Here is a 19,282-nt window from a genome sequence, read left to right on the forward strand (position 1 = left end):
GTGCATCCGCAACCCCGTGATGCGTCCCAAGGGCGGTTGGAAGTCCGTCACGGACGTCGAGATCGCCACCGCCGAGTACGTCGACTGGTTCAACCACCGACGCCTCCATGGCGAAATCGGGATGGTCCCACCCGTCGAGCTCGAGGCCCTCCACTGGGCCACCGTCCGATCCGACCACTACTCTGAAGCACCCGTCCCCGTCGGGGCCGGTTCCAACTAACCGGGCCTCCACGAAACCCGGGGCGCAACAGGGAGCTCTGTGGAAGTGGTTTGGCGTGATCCCGTGGGGCGCTCGGGCTTCGGGTGCAGTCTGAATGAGTCAACCGCCAACTTCCCTCGCATCACGAGGGAACTCGTGAGTTCCCGGGACGACCGTGAGGCTCCGAGAGTTCGCCGGATCCTCCAGAGGGTCGCAGGTTCAAATCCTGTCAGCCCGACGGTGGGGCGGCGCCGCTCGCGCTCGCGGACCGTGACACATGAGTGCACGACTGTCGCCAGAAGCAGACACTCGTGTGTCAGCACGAGGCGAGGACGGCGCCGTCGGGCCTCGCTCATGCTGAGGTCGCGGCTTCAGGACAACTCGGAGCTGACGTCCGCGAGCGCCTCTCGCCCTTCAGGCAGGTAGGGAGGCCCGGCCTGGAGGGCGCTAAGGCGACCGAGCCCTCGCGAGGGAAGCGGTCACACGCGCTCGACCGGCACCTGCAGTTCCGTCACCCAGTCGGGCCCCGGCACGTGGCCGTCCGCCTCGAGGTAGACCTCGCGCGCCGCTCCGACCACTCGGTACCCGTCCGCCGCGATCCGCTCCATGAGTGCCGACCACGACTCGCCGATCCCGGTCATGTCGCCGCGGTGGAGCAGCGTCGCCGCCGTGGGCATGGCGGGGAGTGCGACCACGTCGTAGCCCGGGCCAGCGACGGGTTGGGCCTCGGCGGTGTAGGAGACGTGCACCGAGAACCTGTCGTCCGGCTCGGCGTCGTACCAGAAGATGCCGGGTTCGAGGCAGGGTCGACCGGCCGCGGCCAGCGCGCGGTCGAGGCGCTCGATGAGCGGCCCCACGACCGGCCCCACATTCTCGGGCCCCATCCCCTGTGCGTACTCGTGTGCGGCGTAGACGGTGACGGGCTCGACGCTTCTGTAGATGACGTCAGACATGGTGGTTCCTTCCAGGGCGAGGAGACGTCGCTCGATCCGGGCGATGCGGGCGCGGTCGTCGGCCACCGATGCCTCAAGCTCGCTGCGGCGCTCGGTGAGCACGGCATGCAACGCGGCATCCTGGTCGTCGGCAGCGATCACGTCGGCGATGCGCGCGAGGCCCACGCCGAGCTGCCTGAGCTCCACGATCCTCAGCAGCTGTGGGAGCTGGTGAATCGCGTAGCGGCGGTAGCCGTTGTGGGGGTCGATGCTCGCGGGCGTGAGCAGGCCCGTCGCGTCGTAGTGACGCAGCATTCTGAGGCTGACCCTGCCCAGGGCGGCGAATTCTCCGATGGTGTACATGGCGGAATCCACGCTCCACCCTGACACAGTGTGAGGGTCAAGCGCGCGTGGTGCTCCGGTGCGCGTCCACGACGGCGCGCAACTCGGCGGCACCCAGATTTGCCCCGAACAGCGCGCGCCCCGGCTCGAGGATTGCGCCCTCGTCCAACGCTCCGAGCACCACCGGATCGAAGCCGAGCGCGTCGACCAGCGCCGCGACCGCCTCCCTCGCCTCGGGGTCGTCACCCGCGACGGCGATCGCCTTGCGGTCGAGAGCGCCGGCGGGGCGGTGCCCCTCGTCGAGGTCGTGATAGCCCATGTGGTTGAACGCCTTGACGACGCGCGAGGCGGGCAGGAAGTCGCGGATGATCGCGCTCGTGGTGGTGCGCGGGTCCGTGAGGTCGTCCCTCTCGCCGTCCACCTCCCACCAGTAGTTCATCGCGTCCACCACGAGCTTGCCCTCGAGAGCATCGGCCGGAAGCGACGCGTACTTGCCCAGCGGCAGGGCCAGGATCACCACGTCCCCCAGCGCCGCAGCATCGGCCGCCGTGGTCGCGATCGCCCCCGGCGCGAGCACGTCGACGGTCAGGGCGATCGCCGACGGGTCGCCCGACCCGCTCACGAGCACGCGGTACCCCGCGCCCACCGCGAGCCTCGCCAGGACGGTGCCCACCTTGCCCGCGCCCAGGATGCTCACGGTCGTGGCGTGAGGAAGGGACGATGCCTGTGGCTGGTTCACCCGTCAGTCCGCCAGGATCTCGCGGACCAGGGGGATGACCTCCGAGCCGTAGAGCTCGACCGCACGCAGGCGCGCGGTCATGGGGAGCGGTCCGCCCGAGTAGATGAGGTCGAAGCGGCCGACCCCGAGCGCCGTGACGGCATCCGCGATGCGGCGCGCGACCGTGGCGGGGGAGCCGACGTACATCGAGCCGTGAGCGACCTCATTCTCGAACTCCTCGCGGCTCATGGGCGGCCAGCCGCGCTCGCGGCCGATCCTGTCGCGCATCACCTTGTAGCTCGGGAAGAAGATCTCGCGAGCCTCCTCGTCGGTGTCCGCGATGAAGCCGGGGGAGTGCATGCCGATCGGGTGCGCGGTCGTGCCGAACTGCTCGGCGGCGCGACGGTAGAGGTCGGTGTACGGGGCGAAGCGCTCGGGGCTGCCGCCGATGATCGCGAGCATGAGTGGGAAACCGTACTTCGCGGTGCGGACCACGGACTGCGGCGAGCCGCCCACGCCCACCCACGTCGAGAGCTTGCCGGACTCGGTCTTGGGGAACACGTCCGCCTCGTGGAGGGCCGCGCGCATGGTGCCGCTCCACGTCACGGGCTCCTCTGTGAGGAGCTGCGAGAACAGCTCGATCTTCTCCTCGAAGAGTGTGTCGTAGTCGCTGAGGTCGTAGCCAAAGAGGGGGAAGGACTCGGTGAACGAGCCGCGACCCAGGATGACCTCGGCGCGCCCGTGGGAGAGTGCGTCGACGGTCGCGAAGCGCTGGAAGACGCGCACGGGGTCGTCGGAGCTGAGCACCGTGACGCCGGACGCGAGCCGGATGCGGCTGGTCTGCGTCGCGATGCCCGCGAGCACGGTCTCGGGGGAGGAGATCGCGTACTCCTCGCGGTGGTGCTCGCCGACGGCGAAGACGTCGACGCCCAGGCGGTCGGCGAGGACGGCCTCGGCCACCACCTGGCGAATCGCCTCGGGGTGGCTCGCGAGCTCTCCCGCGTCCGTGGTGGGCAGATCACCAAAGGTGTCGAGGCCAAATTCCAGGGCAGTCATGGTGGGTCGCCTCCGTGGCGTCGAGGTCAGTATGATTGATATGTCAATCATGATCAGTAGTGGTTGACGTGTCAAACAAAGGGCCACTCATGAGCATTCCCTCCTCCGCCCCGCGCCGCAAGCGGTCCCTCACGCGCGCCGAGTTCGACACGTGGCGGCTCTTCGTCGAGACGTCGGAGCGCGTCACCGGAGTCGTCATGCGTCGCCTTCTCGAGGAGACCGGCCTGTCCGGGGGCGACTACGCGGTGCTGGTCGCGCTCACCGAGCATCCCGAGCGACGCATGCGCTCCTCGCACCTGGCCGACCACGTGGGCTGGGAGCGAAGCCGCCTCTCGCACCACCTGGGACGCATGGAGCGGCGCGGCCTGGTGCGCCGCGAGCGCGTCGAGGGTGATAGCCGCGGCGCCGAAGTGGTGCTGACCGAGGACGGCGAGCGGCTGTTCCGGGCGGCCACGGCGCCGCACCTGCGGGCGGTCAAGGAGGAGTTCGCGCGGGGGCTCACTCCCGAGCAGCTCGCCGCCCTGAACGATGCCATGGCCGCCCTCGCCTCCCACACGCAGCGAGCCCGGGAAGACTAGGCGCTCCCATCCGCCCCGCCGACCCGCGGACCGGGGTTACGCTGACACACGTGAGCAAGGTCTTCACGATGCCGGTCGCGCGGGTCTACCCCCTGTACGTCGCGAAGGTCGAGCGCAAGGGGCGGTCGGCCGCAGAGGTCGACGAGGTCATCCGCTGGCTCACCGGCTACAGCGACGCGGAGGTGCGCGCCCACCTCGACGCGGGCACCACGTTCGAGGACTTCTTCGCGCAGGCGCGCCTCCACCCCCACGCGGGCCTCATCACGGGGGTCATCTGCGGGATCAGGGTCGAGGACATCGAGGACCCGCTCATGCAGCAGATCCGCTACCTCGACAAGCTGGTCGACGAGCTCGCGCGGGGTAAGGCGATGGACAAGGTGCTTCGCGGCGACTGACCCGCACCTCTAGGCTCGACGCATGGCCACGCCTCGCACCACCTACGTCCTTGTCGACGGGGAGAACATCGACGCCACGCTCGGCAACTCGATCCTGGGCCGGCGCCCTCGCCCCGAGGAGCGGCCGCGCTGGGACCGCCTCCTGCACTTCGCGCGCGACGAGTGGGGTCAGCCGGCTGCCGGGCTGTTCTTCCTCGCCGCGAACAGCGACCTCCCCATGAGCTTCGTGCAGGCGCTGCTCGCGATGGGCTACCGCCCGATCCCGCTGTCGGGAGCGCCGGGCCAGAAGGTGGTCGACATCGCGATTCAGCGCACGCTCGACGAGCTGCGCCGCCGCGAGGCCGACCTCATGCTGGTGAGCAACGACGGCGACTTCGTCGAGGCGCTCGACCACCCGTTCGAGGGACGACGCGTGGGCGTCGTGGGCTTCGTCGAGTTCCGCAACGGCGCGCTGGGTCAGCTGGTCGACCGCGGCGTCGAGTTCTTCGACCTCGAGTACGACGTCGAGGCCTTCACCGCGCAGTTGCCGCGCGTGAGGATCATCCCGATCGACGAGTTCGACCCGGCAGCGTTCCTGTAGGCCGCGCGTCTACGCCGCGACCCTGGAGGAGGCGCGGCTACGCCGCGACGAGCGCGACCGCGAGAGCGACGACCGCGAGCAGCGGCAGCACGCCCTGCTTCGCGGCCGCGCCGGCGTGATCGCGCGACGCCGTCACGAGCACGAGAGCGGCGACGGCCATCGACCCGCAGCCCGCGAACACGAGCGCCGCGCCCGCCGCGGTCGAGCCCGACGACGACCCCGCCGCGATCATCGCGATCCCGACGAGCGTGACGACCGCGAGCATGAGGTTGTAGAAGCCCTGGTTGTACGCCAGCGACCGAGTGACCCTGGCATCGTCCTCCGACGCGATGCCAAACACCGCCCGGGTGGACGGGCGCATCCACGCGACCGCCTCGAGCCAGAAGATGTACACGTGAACGAGCGCGGCGAGTCCTGCGAGCACCAAGGCGACGGCAGTCATGGCGCCAGTCTAGGGAGGGGACGATGCGGGGGCGGGGGCCTCCGGTTCGCGCGGGATCGCGCGGGCGGGGATAGTGGAGAGCACTGCACGGGAGGACGTCCCCATGACCCGTCACCTGGCCGAGCCGACGGTCCGCACCTACCTGTACCTACGGGTCGCGATCGTGGCGGCGATCGCGCTGTTGTTTATCGCCCTCGCGCTCGAGATTGTCGACGCCGGCTGGCCCCCGCACGGGTCCATCAGCGCGTACTTCTACACCGCGGTGCAGCCCATCTTCGTGAGCACGCTCATCGGTGCCGCGATCCTGCTGGTGCTGGTCGCGATCATCCCCACGCCGGTGCTCGACGAGTCGCTATGTGGTTCCGCGACCGAGCGCTGCGTGCCCGAGGAGTTCCTGCCCGAGGTCGACCGCGCGATCGGGGCCCTGGGGTGGCTCGCGGTGCTGGGTCTTGCCTTTGCGCTGTGGACGCTGCGATCCCAGGGATGGGGCACATGGCCGGACCGGGTGGGGATCGCGGCGGGAGTCGCGGTGTGGCTGCTTTACGTCCCCGGCTTCGCGCGGTGGTGGGGCGAGGGCGTGCGCGCCTGGCTGCTCGACTACGGCCACTACGCCGCCGCGATCCCCGCGTTCGGTCTCATGGTGGTGATCGCCTTGGTCAACGCGCGCGAGACGCGACGCGAGGTCGAGGTCGCGGGACGCCACGTGGGCCTGCGCAGGCTGTACCAGGGCGTCGCGGCGGGCATCGCGGCTGTCATCGCGTGGGGGATCGTGGTCTACGTGGTCCAGCGCCGCGCGGACACGGTGGGCACCGGCACGCTGATCTTCTGGGTCGAGGCGCTGCTGCTCGCGCTCTTCGCGGCGTTCTGGGTGGTCCAGACCGTCGAATGGCGCCGCGAGGGACTCCCCGAGACCGCCCGCTAGGCCCTCGCGCGGGGGTGCCCCCGGCATCGTCCCCTCCGAATTGGGACCTCCGCGCGTGCCGGGTACCATGGGACGGTTGCCCGAACACGGGAGCCGACGGAGCACCCGCGGGCCCCACCATCCACCCACAGGAGTACGTAGTGACCAGCGCCCTCGAGAAGATCGACGCCACCACCGTCAAGCTGACGGTCAACCTCACCGAGGCGGACCTCGCCGACAGCCTGGCGCACGCCTATGAGCACGTGGGCCGCGAGGTCCAGATCCCCGGCTTCCGCAAGGGCAAGGTACCGGCGAAGGTGCTCGAGCAGCGCGTGGGCAAGGGTGCGATCATCGAGCACGCCGTCAACGACGGCCTTCCCGGCTGGTACTCCGCGGCGGTGCGCGAGACGGGCATCCGCCCGTTCGGCCAGCCCGAGGTCGAGGTCACCAAGATCCCCGGCGTCGTCGAGGGCGACGAGGGCCTGGAGTTCACCGCGATCGTCGAGGTGCGCCCCGAGGTGACGCTTCCCGCGCCCGCCGACCTCACGATCGAGGTCGAGCCCGCGGAGATCTCGGACGAGGACGTCGACGCGCGACTCGACGCGCTGCGCGAGCGCTTTGGCACCCTCGTGGGTGTCGACCGTCCCGCCGCGGATGGCGACTTCGTCACGCTCGACCTCACCGCGGTGATCGATGGCGAGACCATCGACTCCGTGCAGGGCACCTCGTACCAGGTGGGTGCGGGCAACATGCTCGAGGGCCTCGACGAGGCCGTCACGGGACTGTCCGCCGACGAGGAGACCACGTTCGACGGCCCGCTCGCCGCGGGTGACCACGCGGGCGAGACCGCGTCGATCACCATCAAGGTGACGGCCGTTAAGACCCGCGAGCTGCCCGAGGCGGACGACGACTTCGCCCAGCTCGCGTCGGAGTTCGACACGATCGCGGAGCTGCGCGAGGACCTCAAGGTCCAGGCCGCCAAGATCAAGGCGAACAACCAGGCGATGGAGGCCCGCGAGAAGCTGCTCGAGCAGCTCACCGAGGCCACCGACTTCGAGCTCCCCAAGAAGGTGATCGAGAACGAGGTGCACAGCCACCTCGAGAACGAGAACCGCCTCGAGGACGACGAGCACCGCGCCGAGGTCACCGAGGAGGCCACCAAGGCCCTGCGCACGCAGATCCTCCTCGACCAGCTCGCCGACGACCTCGACATCGAGGTCGAGCAGCCCGAGCTCCTCGACTACCTCATCAACGCCTCGCGCCAGTACGGCATGGACCCGGGCACGTTCATTCAGCAGGTCGAGCAGGCGGGCCAGATCCCCGCGATGGTGGCCGAGGTCGCCCGCTCGAAGGCCACCGCGTTCGCGCTGCGCCGCGCGACCGTGGTCGACACCACGGGTGCCGCCGTCGACCTCTCCGAGGTGATCGGCTCGCTCGAGGACGAGAAGAAGGACGAGGCGACCGAGGCCGCCGACGAGAAGGCTGCCGAGTAGTCCGCGCCTGACAGACGCGACGAGGCCCCGACCACCGTGAGGTGGCCGGGGTCTCGTGCTGTCCGGGGTGTCGCGCCTAGGACGAGGTGGTCTCCAGGTTCGACCACCAGTCGACACACGCGGGATCGTTGGCGCAGTTGTTGATCAGCGCGATGAATACGATCGCGAGCACGATGGCCGCGACGATCTCGAGATAGCCGAGGATGAGGCCCGCGATGCCGAGCCCCTTGAGATCCGCCTGGCCCTTGTTGGCCGCGCTCACCCCGAGATGGCCGAAGATGACGCCGACCAGCCCGAGCCCGAGCAGGCTCGTGACGAGCGACGTGATGTTCATCCAGGTCTTGGGCTTGGACGCGGCGGGCGGTGCGGGCGGAACGTAGCCCGGCTGGGCGACGGGCGGCATCCCGGGTTGGTCGGGCTGCGGGGGTACGGTCATGGTGGTGCTCCTCCTGGTGGACGCGACGGGGCCGTGATCCACGCTAGTCGTGCAGGGGCGAGCGGGCGCGGCGAGGGCAGCGCGGGGGGCGCGGTGACCTTAGGACTCGCACCACGCCGCGGGGTCGGAACCGCCGCATTCGACGCCCACCCATCCGATGGCCATCACGAACAGGATCAGGCCGATGATGCCGAGAGCCGTGATGACGTAGCCGGTGATGAGGCCCGCGAGTCCGACTCCTCGGTTGTCCGCCTCGCCGCGCTTGACCGCGCTCAGGCTGAGGTGTCCGAAGACGATTCCGGCGATGGCGGTGATGCCGGTGAACAGGCCCGCGAGCGACAGGATCAGCGACGTGATGCCCATCCAGTTCTTGTCCGTGGTGCCCGCGGGGGCCGGCGGTTGCGTGTACGGCTGCGCGGCGTACTGCGGCTGGCCGTAGGGAGCCTGCGCGTACGGTGCCTGCGGGGCGGGCGCGGGCGGCGGGGCCGTCTGGTACGACGGCATGGGCTCGGCCTGGTCGGCCGGGTTGACGGGGTCGCGGGGTGCGTCTGACATGTCTTCCTCCTCGGCGGCCCCTTGGCCGCCTCCGCCTCCGACGGTAGTGCGGGGAGACCCGCCGACGCATCGTCCGCCCGCCCGATCATTCGGGCGGGCGGATCGGGGGCATCCCCTAGTAGCTCGTGGTCTCGCCGGTGGCGAAGAACGCGATGACCGCGATCACCCAGATCACACCCACGACGAGGCCGAGGTATCCGATGGCCAGGCCCGCAATGCCGAGTCCCTTGTAGTCCGCCTCACCGCGCTTGGCGGCGTTGACGCCCAGGTGACCGAAGATGATCCCGACGATGCTGAGCCCGAGCAGCGACGTGATGAAGGACGTGATGTTCATCCAGCTCTTCGGCGGACGCGCGGGCGGGTAGTAGGCCTGCTGGTAGCCGGGCGCCGGCGGGGCGGCGGGAGCCGGGGGAATCGGTGCCTGACCGGCGGGCGCGTAGCCGCCCTCGGGGGGAGTGCCCCACGGGGTGGACTGCTACGGAGTCGGCTCCTGCGGGGTGAACCCCGCGGGAGCGCTCGGCTCGGCCGGGCGCATGCCCTGCTCGCCCGGCTGCGAGGAGAACGGATCGTTGGTGCTCATGGATGCTCCTTGGAGTGGCGCCTGAGTGTGGCGCGTCCCTCGCGCCCGTGGCGAGACTAGCGCCTGCGCCACCGCTCAAACCAGGCGAAACACCGCATCGTTACCGACCCGCGCCGTGCGCGGGCGCCTCCGGTGTCCGGTCTCCACGCATCGCGCCGCTACGCGCGTGGCGAACGGCCCGTCCGCGGTGTTCTCCCCGTAGCGAAACCAGGCGGGAAACGGCATCGTCCCGTCGCCTGCGCGCGTTAATGTCGGTCAGGACGCTCGACAGGAGGACACACGTGAACGAGATCACGGCACGAGGCGAGGGGCCCAGCATGGGCCTCAATGACTCCATCTTCAACCGGCTGCTGCGCGAGCGCATCATCTGGCTCGGCGACGAGGTGCGCGACGACAACGCGAACGCCATCTGCGCTCAGTTGATGCTGCTGGCGGCGGAGGACCCGGACCAGGACATCTACCTGTACATCAACAGCCCCGGCGGATCGATCACCGCGGGCATGGCGATCTACGACACGATGCAGTACATCAAGCCCGATGTCGCGACCGTCGCGATGGGCATGGCGGCCTCGATGGGCCAGTTCCTGCTCAGCTCGGGCGCGCAGGGCAAGCGCTACGCCACGCCCCATGCTCGCGTCATGATGCACCAGCCCTCGGGCGGCATCTACGGCACCGCGACGGACATCCGCATCAACGCGGAGCTCATCATGCACATGAAGAAGGTGCTCGCGGAGCTCACCGCGACGCAGACCGGCAAGACCGTCGAGCAGATCAACAAGGACGCGGACCGCGACCGCTGGTTCACCGCGACCGAGGCGCTCGAGTACGGGTTCGTCGACAAGGTCATCACCCACGCCGCCGAAGCCGGCGACAAGTCCCAGGGAGGCAAGGCGTGAGCGAGATTCAGCGCGCATTCCAGGCGGCCGGACGCACGGCCGGCGTATTCGGTGGCGGGGCGTACGGGGGCGGCGCCGCCGCACCGTCGTCGCGATACATCCTTCCTCAGTTCGAGGAGCGGACGGCCTACGGCTTCAAGCGCCAGGACCCGTACGCGAAGCTGTTCGAGGACCGCATCATCTTCCTGGGTGTCCAGATTGACGATGCCTCGGCCGACGACGTGATGGCGCAGCTGCTCGTCCTGGAGTCGCAGGACCCCGACCGGCTCATCACGCTGTACATCAACAGCCCCGGTGGCTCGCAGACCGCGCTCACCGCGATATACGACACGATGCAGTACATCAAGCCCGAGGTGCAGACGGTGTGCCTGGGCCAGGCCGCATCCGCCGCCGCCGTGCTGCTCGCCGCGGGCACCCCCGGCAAGCGCCTCGCGCTTCCGAACGCTCGCGTCATGATTCACCAGCCGCGCATCGAGGGCGGCGCGCGTGCGCAGGCCTCCGACATCGAGATCTACGCCGAGGAGATGCTCCGCATGCGCGAGTGGCTCGAGAACACCCTCGCGTTCCACTCGGGCCAGAAGCCGGAGAAGGTGCGCGAGGACATCGAGCGCGACACGTTCCTGTCCGCCGAGCAGGCGCGCGAGTACGGCCTCGTGGACCAGGTGCTCGAGTCACGCAAGGGAGTCTCGGCGGTCCACCCCGCGGGAGCGTAACTCGCTCTCACGCAGTCCGGGAGGGGCGTGCGCGGTCACTGCGGTGGCGGCGCGCGCCCCTCGCTACTTTCCTGGGGCCGCGCGGAAGGTCACGATCGTGCATCGGGGGCGAGCATCGTCCCTGCTACATGCGACGGGCTCGGTGTCTGTCGGCGCGTCGCCGCCCCGCTGTCTGACCCCGTAGGTAGCCTGGTTTGAGCACGGATTCGTTCGTGAGAGGAGCTCCCCGATGAATCGACCCGCTGACAGCGGCGACCTGCTGAAGTGCTCGTTCTGCGGAAAGACGCAGAAGCAGGTGCGCAAGCTCATCGCGGGCGGCGGCGTGTACATCTGCGATGAGTGCATCGAGCTGTGCAACGAGATCATCGAGGAGGAGTTCGCCGAGCAGGTCGAGGCGGAGCTCACCGAGCTTCCCAAGCCGCGCGAGATCTTCGACTTCCTGGGGCAGTACATCGTGGGCCAGGACCAGGCCAAGCGTGCGCTGTCCGTCGCGGTGTACAACCACTACAAGCGCGTGCGTGCGGGGGAGACCCGCCTCAAGGGCGACGACGACCAGGTCGAGATCGCCAAGTCAAACGTGCTGTTCATCGGTCCCACCGGCACCGGCAAGACCTACCTCGCGCAGACGCTCGCAAAGATGCTCAACGTGCCCTTCGCGATCGCGGACGCCACGGCGCTGACCGAGGCCGGCTATGTGGGCGAGGATGTCGAGAACATCCTGCTCAAGCTGCTGCAGGCCGCCGACTACGACGTCGACAAGGCGCAGCGCGGCATCATCTACATCGACGAGATCGACAAGGTTGCGCGCAAGGCAGAGAACCCCTCGATCACGCGCGACGTGTCGGGCGAGGGCGTGCAGCAGGCGCTCCTGAAGATCCTCGAGGGCTCGGTCGCGTCGGTGCCGCCGCAGGGCGGGCGCAAGCACCCGCACCAGGAGTTCATCCAGATCGACACCACCAACGTGCTGTTCATCCTGGGCGGCGCATTCGCGGGCCTCGAGGAGATCATCAGCTCGCGCGTGGGACGCAAGGGGATCGGTTTCGGGGCGACCCTCAAGGAGTCGGACAACACCGACCTCTTCTCCGAGGTGACGCCGGCCGACCTTCACAAGTTCGGGCTCATCCCCGAGTTCATCGGGCGCATGCCCGTGATCGCGACCGTCAACCCGCTCGACGTCGAGGCGATGGTGCTCATCCTCACCGGCCCCAAGAACGCGCTGGTGAAGCAGTACCAGCGCATGTTCGAGCTCGACAACGTGGAGCTCGAGTTCACGCCCGAGGCGGTGCGCGCCATCGCGGAGCAGGCGCTTGAGCGCGGCACCGGGGCGCGCGGACTGCGCGCGATTATGGAGGAGGTCCTCCAGGAGACGATGTTCGACGTCCCGGGCCGCGACGACATCGCTCGCGTCACCGTCACTCGCGACACCGTCATCTCGCGTGCGATGCCCGCCTACGAGGGCCGGGCAGAGGAGCAGGGCGCGGCGTAGGCCCGAGCGGGAGCGCGGCGCGCTCTCAGCCCACCCCTGCGCGCGCCCACCCGCTCTCAGCCCACCCCTGCGCGCGCCCACCCGCTCTCAGCCCACCCCTGCGCGCGCCCACCCGCTCTCAGCCCACCCCTGCGCGCGCCCACCCGCTCTCCACCCACCCCCGCGCGCCCACCCGCTCTCCACCCACCCCCGCGCGCTATGGGACGCTCATGGTCGATTTCGGGGGGTTCTGGCGTCCCATGGGACGGTGGTTGTCGGACGCCACTCTCGACCGGGTGATGTCCACGGCCCGGCGCCTCGCGCCAGTGGTCCACGGCATCGCTATCGGCGGGCATGAGCGGCGCCCGCGCGTCTTACACCTGGACTCATGACTCACTTGCGTCCGCTTCCTCGCGTCGCCGAACCGTCTGCGCTCACGGACGTGTTGCGGCGCACGCCGCGGGCCTTCACGTTCGATGAGCTCGTGGGGATGTCCTCGGCGCGCAAGGCTCGGACCGCGATCGACCGAGGAGAGGTAGTGCGCCTCCTGCCCAACGCCTACGTGTCGGCGCTTCACGCGGACTCGTTTCTGGCGCGGGTCGACGCCGCGCTCCTGTGGGCCGGCCCCAACGCCGCGCTGTCAGGTGCCGCGGCGATGTTTGCCTGGGGTTTCGCTGCCCATCCGCCCGAGGTCATCGAGGTGGTGGTGCCTCACGCGGATCGACCGCGGCCGCCCGGGTGGATCGTGGTCCGCAGGCTGAGCTACCGACCTCCCACGACCCGCCTGGGGAGGGCGACCGTGGTGGGGCCAGATCTGGCGGTGATCTTCGGCTATGGCGCGTTGCCGCCCCGAGACCGCGCATCGGCGTTCTATGCCGCGTTGCGCTCTGGCCTGACCTCTCCGCGCGCGCTGAGTCAAGCGCTCGACCGCGTGCCGAGGTGCCCGATGCGGCGCGAGCTGATGCGACGCATCGATGCGGGCGCCCGCGGAGCCGAGAGCTACCTCGAGGAGCGAGGGCTACGGAAGGTGTTCAACACCAAGGAGTTCGCGAGGCTTGCGCGTCAACACTGGGCACGCGTCGACGGCGAGCGCTTCCGGATCGACACTTATGACCCCGAGACTATGACGGCCATCGAGCTCGACGGGGACACGTACCACTCGGATCCCGAGCAGCGGCAGCGAGACATGACGCGCGACGCGACGCTCGCGACGGTCGGCATCCTTACGCTGCGCCTCAGCTATCGCGACATCACCGAGCGGCCCGAGTGGTGTCGCGCCCTCGTCAGGGGAGTGATCCGGTCGCGGTCAACGACACTCACCGTCCCATAGGACGCTCAAACCTCGCGAAACCGACGATGAGCGTCCCATAGCGCGCTGGGGTGGCTGACGTGGGCGCGCAGGGGTGGGTGAAGCGGGCGCGCTGGGGTGGGTGAAGCGGGCGCGCAGGGGTGGGGGAGGAGGGCGAGTCCCTACTCCGCCAGGCGCGCGTTCTCCGTCCGCATCACGGTCGGGTCCGCGATCTCGTCGTTCGATCCGTCCTCGGGCGCCAGTCCGTCCACACCGGGCTCGAGGGCCAGGCTCGCGTCCACGATCTGCATCGCGGACACGCGTCCCGCGGCACGGAGGTCGGCCTCCGCCGCACGAACCCACGCGACCTTGGCCTCGGGGACCAGCAGGTCGATGGACGCGATCTCGGTGCGCTGCGACACCTTCGCCTCGGACTTGACCTTGCGGAGCACGGACAGCGCCTCGCCCGCGGCCGCGAGCAGCGGCGCACCGGGGGTGTCCTCGCCCGCGACGGCACGCACCCGCGCCGAGTCGGGCCAGGATGCGCGGTGCACGGATCCCTCCTGGAACCAGCTCCACACCTCCTCGGTCGCGAACGGCAGCACGGGGGCGAAGAGGCGCAGGAACGTGTGCAGCGCGAGGGTGAGCGTGGCGCGCGCGGAGGCCGCGCCAGGGGAGCACGGCGCGAACGGGTCGATCGCCTCACCGGGCGCCGCGCCGTCGTAGGCGCGGGTCTTCACGAGCTCCAGGTAGTCGTCGCAGAAGGTCCAGAACAGCGTCTCCGCGACCTCGAGAGCACGCGTGTGGTCGTACGCGGACAGCGCGGCGGTCGCGGTGTCGACCACGTCCGCCAGTGCCGCGAGCATCGCTCGGTCGAGCGGCTCGGTCACGGGTGCGCTCGTGGTGACGTGCGCGGTCGCGCGCAGGCCCTCCTCGAGCGACTCCGCTGCCACCGTCGCGATGCCGGTCGCGCCGAGCACGAACTTGGAGGCGTTAAGCACCTTCATCGCGAGGCGACGGCCGATCTTCATCTGGCCCTCGTCGAAGGCCGCGTCCGTGCCCAGGCGAGCGGCGGCCGCCCAGTAACGCACGGCATCGGACCCGTGGGTCTCGAGCAGCCCCATGGGTGTGACGACGTTGCCCTTCGACTTCGACATCTTCTTGCGGTCCGGGTCGAGGATCCAGCCCGAGATCGCGGCATGCTTCCACGGCAGCGTGCCGTGCTCCTGGTGCGAACGCACCACGGAGGAGAACAGCCACGTGCGGATGATGTCCTGCCCTTGGGGGCGCAGGTCCATGGGGAAAGTCGCGGCGAACAGCCCGGGGTTGTCGCGCCAGCCGCACACGATCTGCGGGGTGAGCGAGGACGTCGCCCACGTGTCCATGATGTCCTTCTCGCCTGTGAAGCCGCCGGGGACGTCGCGCTGCGATGCGTCGAAGCCGGGCGCCACGTCCACCGAGGGGTCGACGGGCAGCGCGTCCTCGCTCGGCACGATCGGGTGGTCGTAGTCGGGGGAGCCGTCGGCGAGCACGGGATACCAGACCGGGATCGGCACGCCGAAGAAGCGCTGTCGCGAGATCAGCCAGTCGCCGGTAAGGCCACGCACCCAGTTCTCGTAGCGCACGCGCATGAAGTCGGGCTCGAAGTCGAGCTCCGAGCCGCGGGCCACGAGCGCGTCGTTGAGGGCGCGGTCCGTGCCGCCGTTGCGGATGTACCACTGGCGGGTGGTGACGATCTCGAGGGGCTTGTCGCCCTTCTCGAAGAACTTGACGGGGTGCTGCGTTGGCTTGGGCTCGCCGTCGAGCACCCCCGCCTCGCGCAGCATCTCGACCACGCGCTGCTGCGCGCTGAACACCGTGAGCCCGGCGAGCTCACCGTATGCAGCGACGCCCTCAGGAGAGGTGATGCCCTCGGGGGCCTCGGCGAGCAGCCGCCCGTCCCAACCGAGCACCGGGCGCGTAGGCAGACGCAGCTCGCGCCACCAGGTCACGTCCGTGACGTCGCCGAACGTGCAGATCATTGCGATGCCGGAACCCTTGTCGGGCGAGGCAAGGTGGTGAGCCACGACGGGCACCTCGACGCCGAACAGCGGCGTGCGCACGTGGGTGCCGAAGAGGTGCTGGTAGCGCTCGTCGTCGGGGTGGGCCACCAGGGCCACGCACGCGGGCAGCAGCTCGGGGCGCGTGGTCTCGATGTACACCGAGGCGTACGAGCCCGTCTTCTCCTCCATGTCCGCCGCCGGCTCGAACGCGATGCGGTGATACGCGCCGGGACGCTCGCGGTCTTCCAGCTCGGCCTGCGCGACCGCGGTGCGGAACGTCACGTCCCACAGCGTGGGGGCCTCGGCCTGGTAGCACTCGCCGCGCGACAGCCCACGCAGGAAGGCCTGCTGGGCGACGGCCTGCGAGGAGGGAGAGATGGTCTGGTACGTGCGGGACCAATCGACACTCAGGCCCAGGTGGCGCCACAGCGCCTCGAACTGCTTCTCGTCCTCCGCGGTGAGGCGCTCACACAGCTCAACGAAGTTGCGGCGCGAGATGGGCTGCTGGTCGGCCGCCTTGACCGACTTGCCCTCGCCGCCCTCGAACGGGGGCTCGTAACCCTCGACGTAGGGGAGCGTGGGGTCGCAGCGCACGCCGTAGTAGTTCTGCACGCGGCGCTCGGTGGGCAGCCCGTTGTCGTCCCACCCCATCGGGTAGAAGACCTCGCGGCCGCGCATGCGCTGGAAGCGCGCGACCACGTCGGTGTGCGTGTACGAGAACACGTGGCCCACGTGCAGCGAGCCCGACACCGTGGGCGGAGGGGTGTCGATCGAGTACACCTGCTCGCGAGTCGCGGACTCGTCGAAGCGGTACGTGCCGGCGGCCTCCCAGGCCTCGTTCCAGCGGTCCTCGAGTCCGTCAACGGTGGCCTTGTCGGGGATGCGCGCAGTCATGGGGGACATTCTTCCAGAGCGGGGACGATGCAGTGGTCGCCCGGGCGGCCCGGGCCCAGCGACGATGCCCGGGCTAGGCGAGTTCGACCGCGGCCACGACCTCGGTGGGCGTGGTCGAGCCCCGCTCGGGCTCGGCCGGATCCCACGGCTCGACCGACACCGCGATGGCCGCCGTCCCGTCGAGCGGCACGGTCCACACCTGATACGCCTGCCCCCCAGAAACGCGGGCAGCGTGCCGGCGATCGCGCGCCGCGTCGAGGTCCACGGCGACCTCCGCACGCCATGCGGTCCCTGCGATCATCGACCCTCCCATCCAAGCATCGTGCTCCGACATCGCCGGGACGCGTGAGCCGGGACGTCGAGGCGGGACGTGCCCGCACCGACACCCCGCGGGCACCTCAGTGCCCGCGAGTCTCCGGCGTCGCGAGGGGGTTCGCGCGCCGCCGCGGCGCGGATGGGTCGTGTGGGGACGATGCCCGGGTAGCCTCTGGCGCATGGAGGCGAGGGTGGGCGCCGGGTTCCTCAAGGCGCTGGAGGATCTCGAGTCGCGTGCGGGCGACGTGCTCGAGCCGCGGCTGCGCGACATGCTGCGGCTGCGGGTCTCTCACCTCAACGGATGTCACCGCTCGATCCGCGTCCACTCGGAGTCGCTTGCGCGCTCGGGTGCGCGGCCTGACGTCATCAGCGCGCTCGCGCGGCCGGCGCTGCAGATTCGCGCGGGACTCGTGTCGGACGGGGATGTCGCGGCGCTGCGCTTGGCGGAGGTACTGACCGATGCGCCGCGAGCGCTCGAGCCCGCTGCCCGTGCGGACGCCGGCGCGTGGTTCAATGCCGCGCAGTTGGGGGCGATCGTCGAGACGGTCGCGATCACGTCCGCGTGGAATCGCGTGCTGCGGGGGACGGACTAGGCGGCGGCTCCGCCACACGGCTGCGGGTGCGCGCGACCGTGGTTGTCCCATGGCGAGCACTGACCTCTCGAAAGCGACCGTGAGCGTCCCATGGCGCGCAGGCGTGTGGCGGAGCCGTGGCGGCGTGTGGCGGAGCCGTGGCCGCGTGTGGCGGAGCCGCGAGGATGGGCGCGGATGGGCGTGGGTGGGCGCCGGGTGGGTGCGGGTGGCAGGCGGGCGCCGTTAGTCGGCGACGCGCGTCACCATGAGGTCGGCCACCTCGTGGGGGCCCACGAGCACGTGGCTCGCGCCCTGCTCCTCGAGGTACGCGACGTCGGGCTCGCGATGGCCGCGCGCCACGATGTCCGCGTCGGGAGCGAGCGACCGCGCCTTGGCGACCACGGCGCCCGCGTTGAGCGGATCGGGCACCCCGACCAGCACCGCACGTGCCGACTCGATTCCCGCGGCACGCAGCACCTTGCCGCGCGCGGCGTTGCCGAGGATCGCCTCGTGCCCGTCCTCGCGGATCGCCTTGACACGGTCCTCGTCGTCGTCGACCACCACGGTCGGCACGCCCTGATCCCAGAGCGCTTGCGCGGCTCGCGCGCCCACGCGGCCGTAGCCCACGACGATCACGTGACCCTGAGCCGTGGTGGCGACGGGCAAGGCCTCCTCCTCGGGATCGTTCTCCTCGTGCTTGCGCGCGTAGTACCTCGACACCCACGCGAAGATCAGCGGGTTGAGGATGATCGAGAAGATCGCACCGGCGAGCACGAGGTCCCGCGCGTCCTGGTGGAGCACGTCGAGGTCCGCGCCCAGCGTCACGAGGATGAACGAGAACTCGCCGATCTGCGCGAGCGACGCGGCGATCACGAGCGCCATCGAGCGCGAGTACTTGAGCGCGCGCACCAGGCCGAACGCGATGATGAACTTGCCGCCGACGATGATCGCGACGGTCGCGATCAGCGCGAGCGGCTGGCGCAGGATGATGCTCGGGTCGACCAGCATTCCCACCGCGACAAAGAACAGCACCGCGAACGCGTCGCGCAGCGGCAGCGAGTCCTCGGCGGCGCGGTGTGCGAGGCTCGACTCGCGCAGGATCATGCCCGCGAAGAACGCGCCGAGCGCGAACGACACCTGGAACATCCACGCCGCTCCCACGGCGACGCCGAGCCCGATCGCGAGCACGCCGAGCGTGAAGAGCTCGCGTGAACCCGTGTCCGCGACGCGCGCGAGCGTCCACGGGATGACGCGCCTACCCACGATCCACATGAGTGCCACGAAGCCGCCCACCCGCAGGACGGTGAACGCGAGCTCGGTGAAGAGCTCCCCGCCGGTCGCGCCGTCGCCCGCGAGCACCGGCACCACGACCAGCGCGATGACCATGGCGAGGTCCTCGACGATCAACCACCCGACCGCGATGTGACCCGCGCGTGTGTCGAGCAGCTGCCGCTCCTCGAGCGCGCGCAGCAGCACCACGGTCGACGCGACGGAGAGCGCGAGCCCGAAGAGCAGTGATCCCGCGGTGCCCCAGCCCATGAGGAAGCCGAGCCCCGTGCCCAGCACGGTGGCGAACGTCATCTGCGCGATCGCGCCGGGGATGGCGATCTTGCGCACCGCGAGGAGTTCGCGGAAGGAGAAGTGGAGCCCGACGCCGAACATCAGCAGGATCACGCCGATCTCGCTCAACTGTGTCGCGAGATCCACGTCCCCCACATACCCCGGGGTGTACGGCCCGACGACGAGTCCCGCGGTGAGATAGCCCACGATCGGAGACAGGCGCAGTTTCTGCGCGATGAAGCCGAGGATGAAGGCGGCAACCAGGCCCACCGCGATGGTCGTGATCAGCGGGGCATGGTGCAACATGTGCCGATTCTACCGGGGGCACGT

The 19,282-nt window shown here is 70.0% G+C and carries 21 protein-coding genes; 11 read left to right on the forward strand and 10 right to left on the reverse strand.

Annotated features, from left to right (window positions below):
• Positions 1-220, forward strand: a 220-nt coding sequence (locus ABEA62_RS10050; protein ID WP_345379923.1) for an IS3 family transposase, incomplete at its 5' end; no start/stop codon positions are given.
• 458 nt (positions 221-678) lie between these two features.
• Here ABEA62_RS10050 and ABEA62_RS10055 read toward each other — a convergent pair.
• Genes ABEA62_RS10055 through ABEA62_RS10065 form a run of 3 tightly spaced genes read right to left on the reverse strand, consistent with a single transcriptional unit; the run spans position 679 to position 3,247 of the window.
• Positions 679-1,494: a MerR family transcriptional regulator gene (locus tag ABEA62_RS10055; RefSeq protein WP_345379925.1), complete on the reverse strand. Its 816-nt coding sequence runs from the start codon at positions 1,492-1,494 to the stop codon at positions 679-681.
• A gap of 37 nt (positions 1,495-1,531) precedes the next feature.
• Positions 1,532-2,212, reverse strand: coding sequence for an NADPH-dependent F420 reductase (locus tag ABEA62_RS10060; protein WP_345379927.1), 681 nt, complete (start codon positions 2,210-2,212; stop codon positions 1,532-1,534).
• A 3-nt stretch (positions 2,213-2,215) separates the two neighbouring features.
• A complete protein-coding gene (locus ABEA62_RS10065) occupies positions 2,216-3,247 on the reverse strand; it encodes an LLM class flavin-dependent oxidoreductase (protein ID WP_286216607.1) in 1,032 nt (343 codons plus the stop codon).
• A gap of 89 nt (positions 3,248-3,336) precedes the next feature.
• Between ABEA62_RS10065 and ABEA62_RS10070 the strand changes: the two genes are divergently transcribed.
• From ABEA62_RS10070 to ABEA62_RS10080, 3 genes are all read left to right on the forward strand, one after another.
• Positions 3,337-3,825: a MarR family winged helix-turn-helix transcriptional regulator gene (locus tag ABEA62_RS10070; RefSeq protein ID WP_286216605.1), complete on the forward strand. Its 489-nt coding sequence runs from the start codon at positions 3,337-3,339 to the stop codon at positions 3,823-3,825.
• Between the two features lie 68 nt (positions 3,826-3,893).
• The gene (locus tag ABEA62_RS10075; RefSeq protein ID WP_425558024.1) at positions 3,894-4,220 is read left to right on the forward strand and encodes a DUF2200 domain-containing protein; all 327 of its coding nucleotides are present in this window, start codon (positions 3,894-3,896) and stop codon (positions 4,218-4,220) included.
• Positions 4,221-4,242: 22 nt separating this feature from the next.
• Positions 4,243-4,800 carry an NYN domain-containing protein gene (locus ABEA62_RS10080; RefSeq protein ID WP_286216603.1) on the forward strand — a complete coding sequence of 186 codons (558 nt, stop codon included), beginning with the start codon at positions 4,243-4,245 and terminating at the stop codon, positions 4,798-4,800.
• 37 nt (positions 4,801-4,837) lie between these two features.
• Here ABEA62_RS10080 and ABEA62_RS10085 read toward each other — a convergent pair whose 3' ends face one another.
• Positions 4,838-5,242, reverse strand: coding sequence for a DUF1304 domain-containing protein (locus ABEA62_RS10085; protein WP_286216602.1), 405 nt, complete (start codon positions 5,240-5,242; stop codon positions 4,838-4,840).
• A gap of 103 nt (positions 5,243-5,345) precedes the next feature.
• On the opposite strand from ABEA62_RS10085, the gene ABEA62_RS10090 reads away from it, so the two are divergent.
• Positions 5,346-6,164, forward strand: coding sequence for a hypothetical protein (locus ABEA62_RS10090; RefSeq protein WP_286216601.1), 819 nt, complete (start codon positions 5,346-5,348; stop codon positions 6,162-6,164).
• Between the two features lie 140 nt (positions 6,165-6,304).
• The gene (gene tig, locus ABEA62_RS10095) at positions 6,305-7,636 is read left to right on the forward strand and encodes a trigger factor (protein WP_286216599.1); all 1,332 of its coding nucleotides are present in this window, start codon (positions 6,305-6,307) and stop codon (positions 7,634-7,636) included.
• Between the two features lie 76 nt (positions 7,637-7,712).
• Here the strand turns inward: tig and ABEA62_RS10100 are convergent, their stop codons facing one another.
• The 3 genes from ABEA62_RS10100 to ABEA62_RS10110 all read right to left on the reverse strand — a co-directional run bounded on the left by ABEA62_RS10100 (position 7,713) and on the right by ABEA62_RS10110 (position 8,961).
• Positions 7,713-8,072 carry a DUF4190 domain-containing protein gene (locus ABEA62_RS10100; RefSeq protein WP_286216598.1) on the reverse strand — a complete coding sequence of 120 codons (360 nt, stop codon included), beginning with the start codon at positions 8,070-8,072 and terminating at the stop codon, positions 7,713-7,715.
• A gap of 99 nt (positions 8,073-8,171) precedes the next feature.
• Positions 8,172-8,627 (reverse strand): DUF4190 domain-containing protein, encoded by a 456-nt coding sequence (locus ABEA62_RS10105; protein ID WP_286216597.1) that lies wholly within the window; start codon positions 8,625-8,627, stop codon positions 8,172-8,174.
• A 115-nt stretch (positions 8,628-8,742) separates the two neighbouring features.
• Positions 8,743-8,961 (reverse strand): DUF4190 domain-containing protein, encoded by a 219-nt coding sequence (locus ABEA62_RS10110; protein WP_345379935.1) that lies wholly within the window; start codon positions 8,959-8,961, stop codon positions 8,743-8,745.
• Between the two features lie 563 nt (positions 8,962-9,524).
• Here ABEA62_RS10110 and ABEA62_RS10115 point away from each other — a divergent pair.
• From ABEA62_RS10115 to ABEA62_RS10130, 4 genes are all read left to right on the forward strand, one after another.
• Complete coding sequence (locus ABEA62_RS10115) at positions 9,525-10,103, forward strand: ATP-dependent Clp protease proteolytic subunit (protein WP_286216705.1); 579 nt, start codon at positions 9,525-9,527, stop codon at positions 10,101-10,103.
• Entirely contained in the window at positions 10,100-10,816 is a 717-nt protein-coding gene (locus ABEA62_RS10120; RefSeq protein WP_345379937.1) for an ATP-dependent Clp protease proteolytic subunit, read from the forward strand. The genes ABEA62_RS10115 and ABEA62_RS10120 overlap by 4 nt, the downstream gene beginning before the upstream one ends.
• 229 nt (positions 10,817-11,045) lie before the next feature.
• Positions 11,046-12,302 carry an ATP-dependent Clp protease ATP-binding subunit ClpX gene (gene clpX, locus ABEA62_RS10125; RefSeq protein WP_345379939.1) on the forward strand — a complete coding sequence of 419 codons (1,257 nt, stop codon included), beginning with the start codon at positions 11,046-11,048 and terminating at the stop codon, positions 12,300-12,302.
• A gap of 367 nt (positions 12,303-12,669) precedes the next feature.
• The gene (locus tag ABEA62_RS10130; protein ID WP_286216595.1) at positions 12,670-13,611 is read left to right on the forward strand and encodes an endonuclease domain-containing protein; all 942 of its coding nucleotides are present in this window, start codon (positions 12,670-12,672) and stop codon (positions 13,609-13,611) included.
• Between the two features lie 140 nt (positions 13,612-13,751).
• Here ABEA62_RS10130 and valS read toward each other — a convergent pair whose 3' ends face one another.
• Both valS and ABEA62_RS10140 read right to left on the reverse strand, forming a co-directional pair.
• Positions 13,752-16,505, reverse strand: a complete 2,754-nt coding sequence (valS, locus tag ABEA62_RS10135; RefSeq protein WP_425558021.1) for a valine--tRNA ligase — start codon at positions 16,503-16,505, stop codon at positions 13,752-13,754.
• Positions 16,506-16,578: 73 nt separating this feature from the next.
• Positions 16,579-16,806, reverse strand: a complete 228-nt coding sequence (locus ABEA62_RS10140) for a hypothetical protein (RefSeq protein ID WP_345379944.1) — start codon at positions 16,804-16,806, stop codon at positions 16,579-16,581.
• A gap of 193 nt (positions 16,807-16,999) precedes the next feature.
• Here ABEA62_RS10140 and ABEA62_RS10145 point away from each other — a divergent pair, with 193 nt between their 5' ends.
• A complete protein-coding gene (locus tag ABEA62_RS10145) occupies positions 17,000-17,413 on the forward strand; it encodes a carboxymuconolactone decarboxylase family protein (RefSeq protein ID WP_286216593.1) in 414 nt (137 codons plus the stop codon).
• Positions 17,414-17,635: 222 nt separating this feature from the next.
• Here the strand turns inward: ABEA62_RS10145 and ABEA62_RS10150 are convergent, their stop codons facing one another.
• Positions 17,636-19,258 carry a cation:proton antiporter domain-containing protein gene (locus ABEA62_RS10150; protein WP_286216592.1) on the reverse strand — a complete coding sequence of 541 codons (1,623 nt, stop codon included), beginning with the start codon at positions 19,256-19,258 and terminating at the stop codon, positions 17,636-17,638.
• Between the last annotated feature and the right edge of the window lie 24 nt (positions 19,259-19,282).

It is taken from the genome of Demequina sediminis, from assembly GCF_039545075.1.
Taxonomy (GTDB): domain Bacteria; phylum Actinomycetota; class Actinomycetes; order Actinomycetales; family Demequinaceae; genus Demequina; species Demequina sediminis.

Coding starts and splice junctions, on each gene's coding strand:
- ABEA62_RS10055 (WP_345379925.1), bottom strand. CDS start 1,494: ATGTACACCATCGGAGAATTCGCCGCCCTGGGCAGGGTCAGCCTCAGA.
- ABEA62_RS10065 (WP_286216607.1), bottom strand. CDS start 3,247: ATGACTGCCCTGGAATTTGGCCTCGACACCTTTGGTGATCTGCCCACC.
- ABEA62_RS10070 (WP_286216605.1), top strand. CDS start 3,337: ATGAGCATTCCCTCCTCCGCCCCGCGCCGCAAGCGGTCCCTCACGCGC.
- ABEA62_RS10075 (WP_425558024.1), top strand. CDS start 3,894: ATGCCGGTCGCGCGGGTCTACCCCCTGTACGTCGCGAAGGTCGAGCGC.
- ABEA62_RS10080 (WP_286216603.1), top strand. CDS start 4,243: ATGGCCACGCCTCGCACCACCTACGTCCTTGTCGACGGGGAGAACATC.
- ABEA62_RS10085 (WP_286216602.1), bottom strand. CDS start 5,242: ATGACTGCCGTCGCCTTGGTGCTCGCAGGACTCGCCGCGCTCGTTCAC.
- ABEA62_RS10090 (WP_286216601.1), top strand. CDS start 5,346: ATGACCCGTCACCTGGCCGAGCCGACGGTCCGCACCTACCTGTACCTA.
- ABEA62_RS10100 (WP_286216598.1), bottom strand. CDS start 8,072: ATGACCGTACCCCCGCAGCCCGACCAACCCGGGATGCCGCCCGTCGCC.
- ABEA62_RS10105 (WP_286216597.1), bottom strand. CDS start 8,627: ATGTCAGACGCACCCCGCGACCCCGTCAACCCGGCCGACCAGGCCGAG.
- ABEA62_RS10110 (WP_345379935.1), bottom strand. CDS start 8,961: ATGAACATCACGTCCTTCATCACGTCGCTGCTCGGGCTCAGCATCGTC.
- ABEA62_RS10115 (WP_286216705.1), top strand. CDS start 9,525: ATGGGCCTCAATGACTCCATCTTCAACCGGCTGCTGCGCGAGCGCATC.
- clpX (WP_345379939.1), top strand. CDS start 11,046: ATGAATCGACCCGCTGACAGCGGCGACCTGCTGAAGTGCTCGTTCTGC.
- ABEA62_RS10130 (WP_286216595.1), top strand. CDS start 12,670: ATGACTCACTTGCGTCCGCTTCCTCGCGTCGCCGAACCGTCTGCGCTC.
- valS (WP_425558021.1), bottom strand. CDS start 16,505: ATGACTGCGCGCATCCCCGACAAGGCCACCGTTGACGGACTCGAGGAC.
- ABEA62_RS10140 (WP_345379944.1), bottom strand. CDS start 16,806: ATGATCGCAGGGACCGCATGGCGTGCGGAGGTCGCCGTGGACCTCGAC.
- ABEA62_RS10145 (WP_286216593.1), top strand. CDS start 17,000: ATGGAGGCGAGGGTGGGCGCCGGGTTCCTCAAGGCGCTGGAGGATCTC.
- ABEA62_RS10150 (WP_286216592.1), bottom strand. CDS start 19,258: ATGTTGCACCATGCCCCGCTGATCACGACCATCGCGGTGGGCCTGGTT.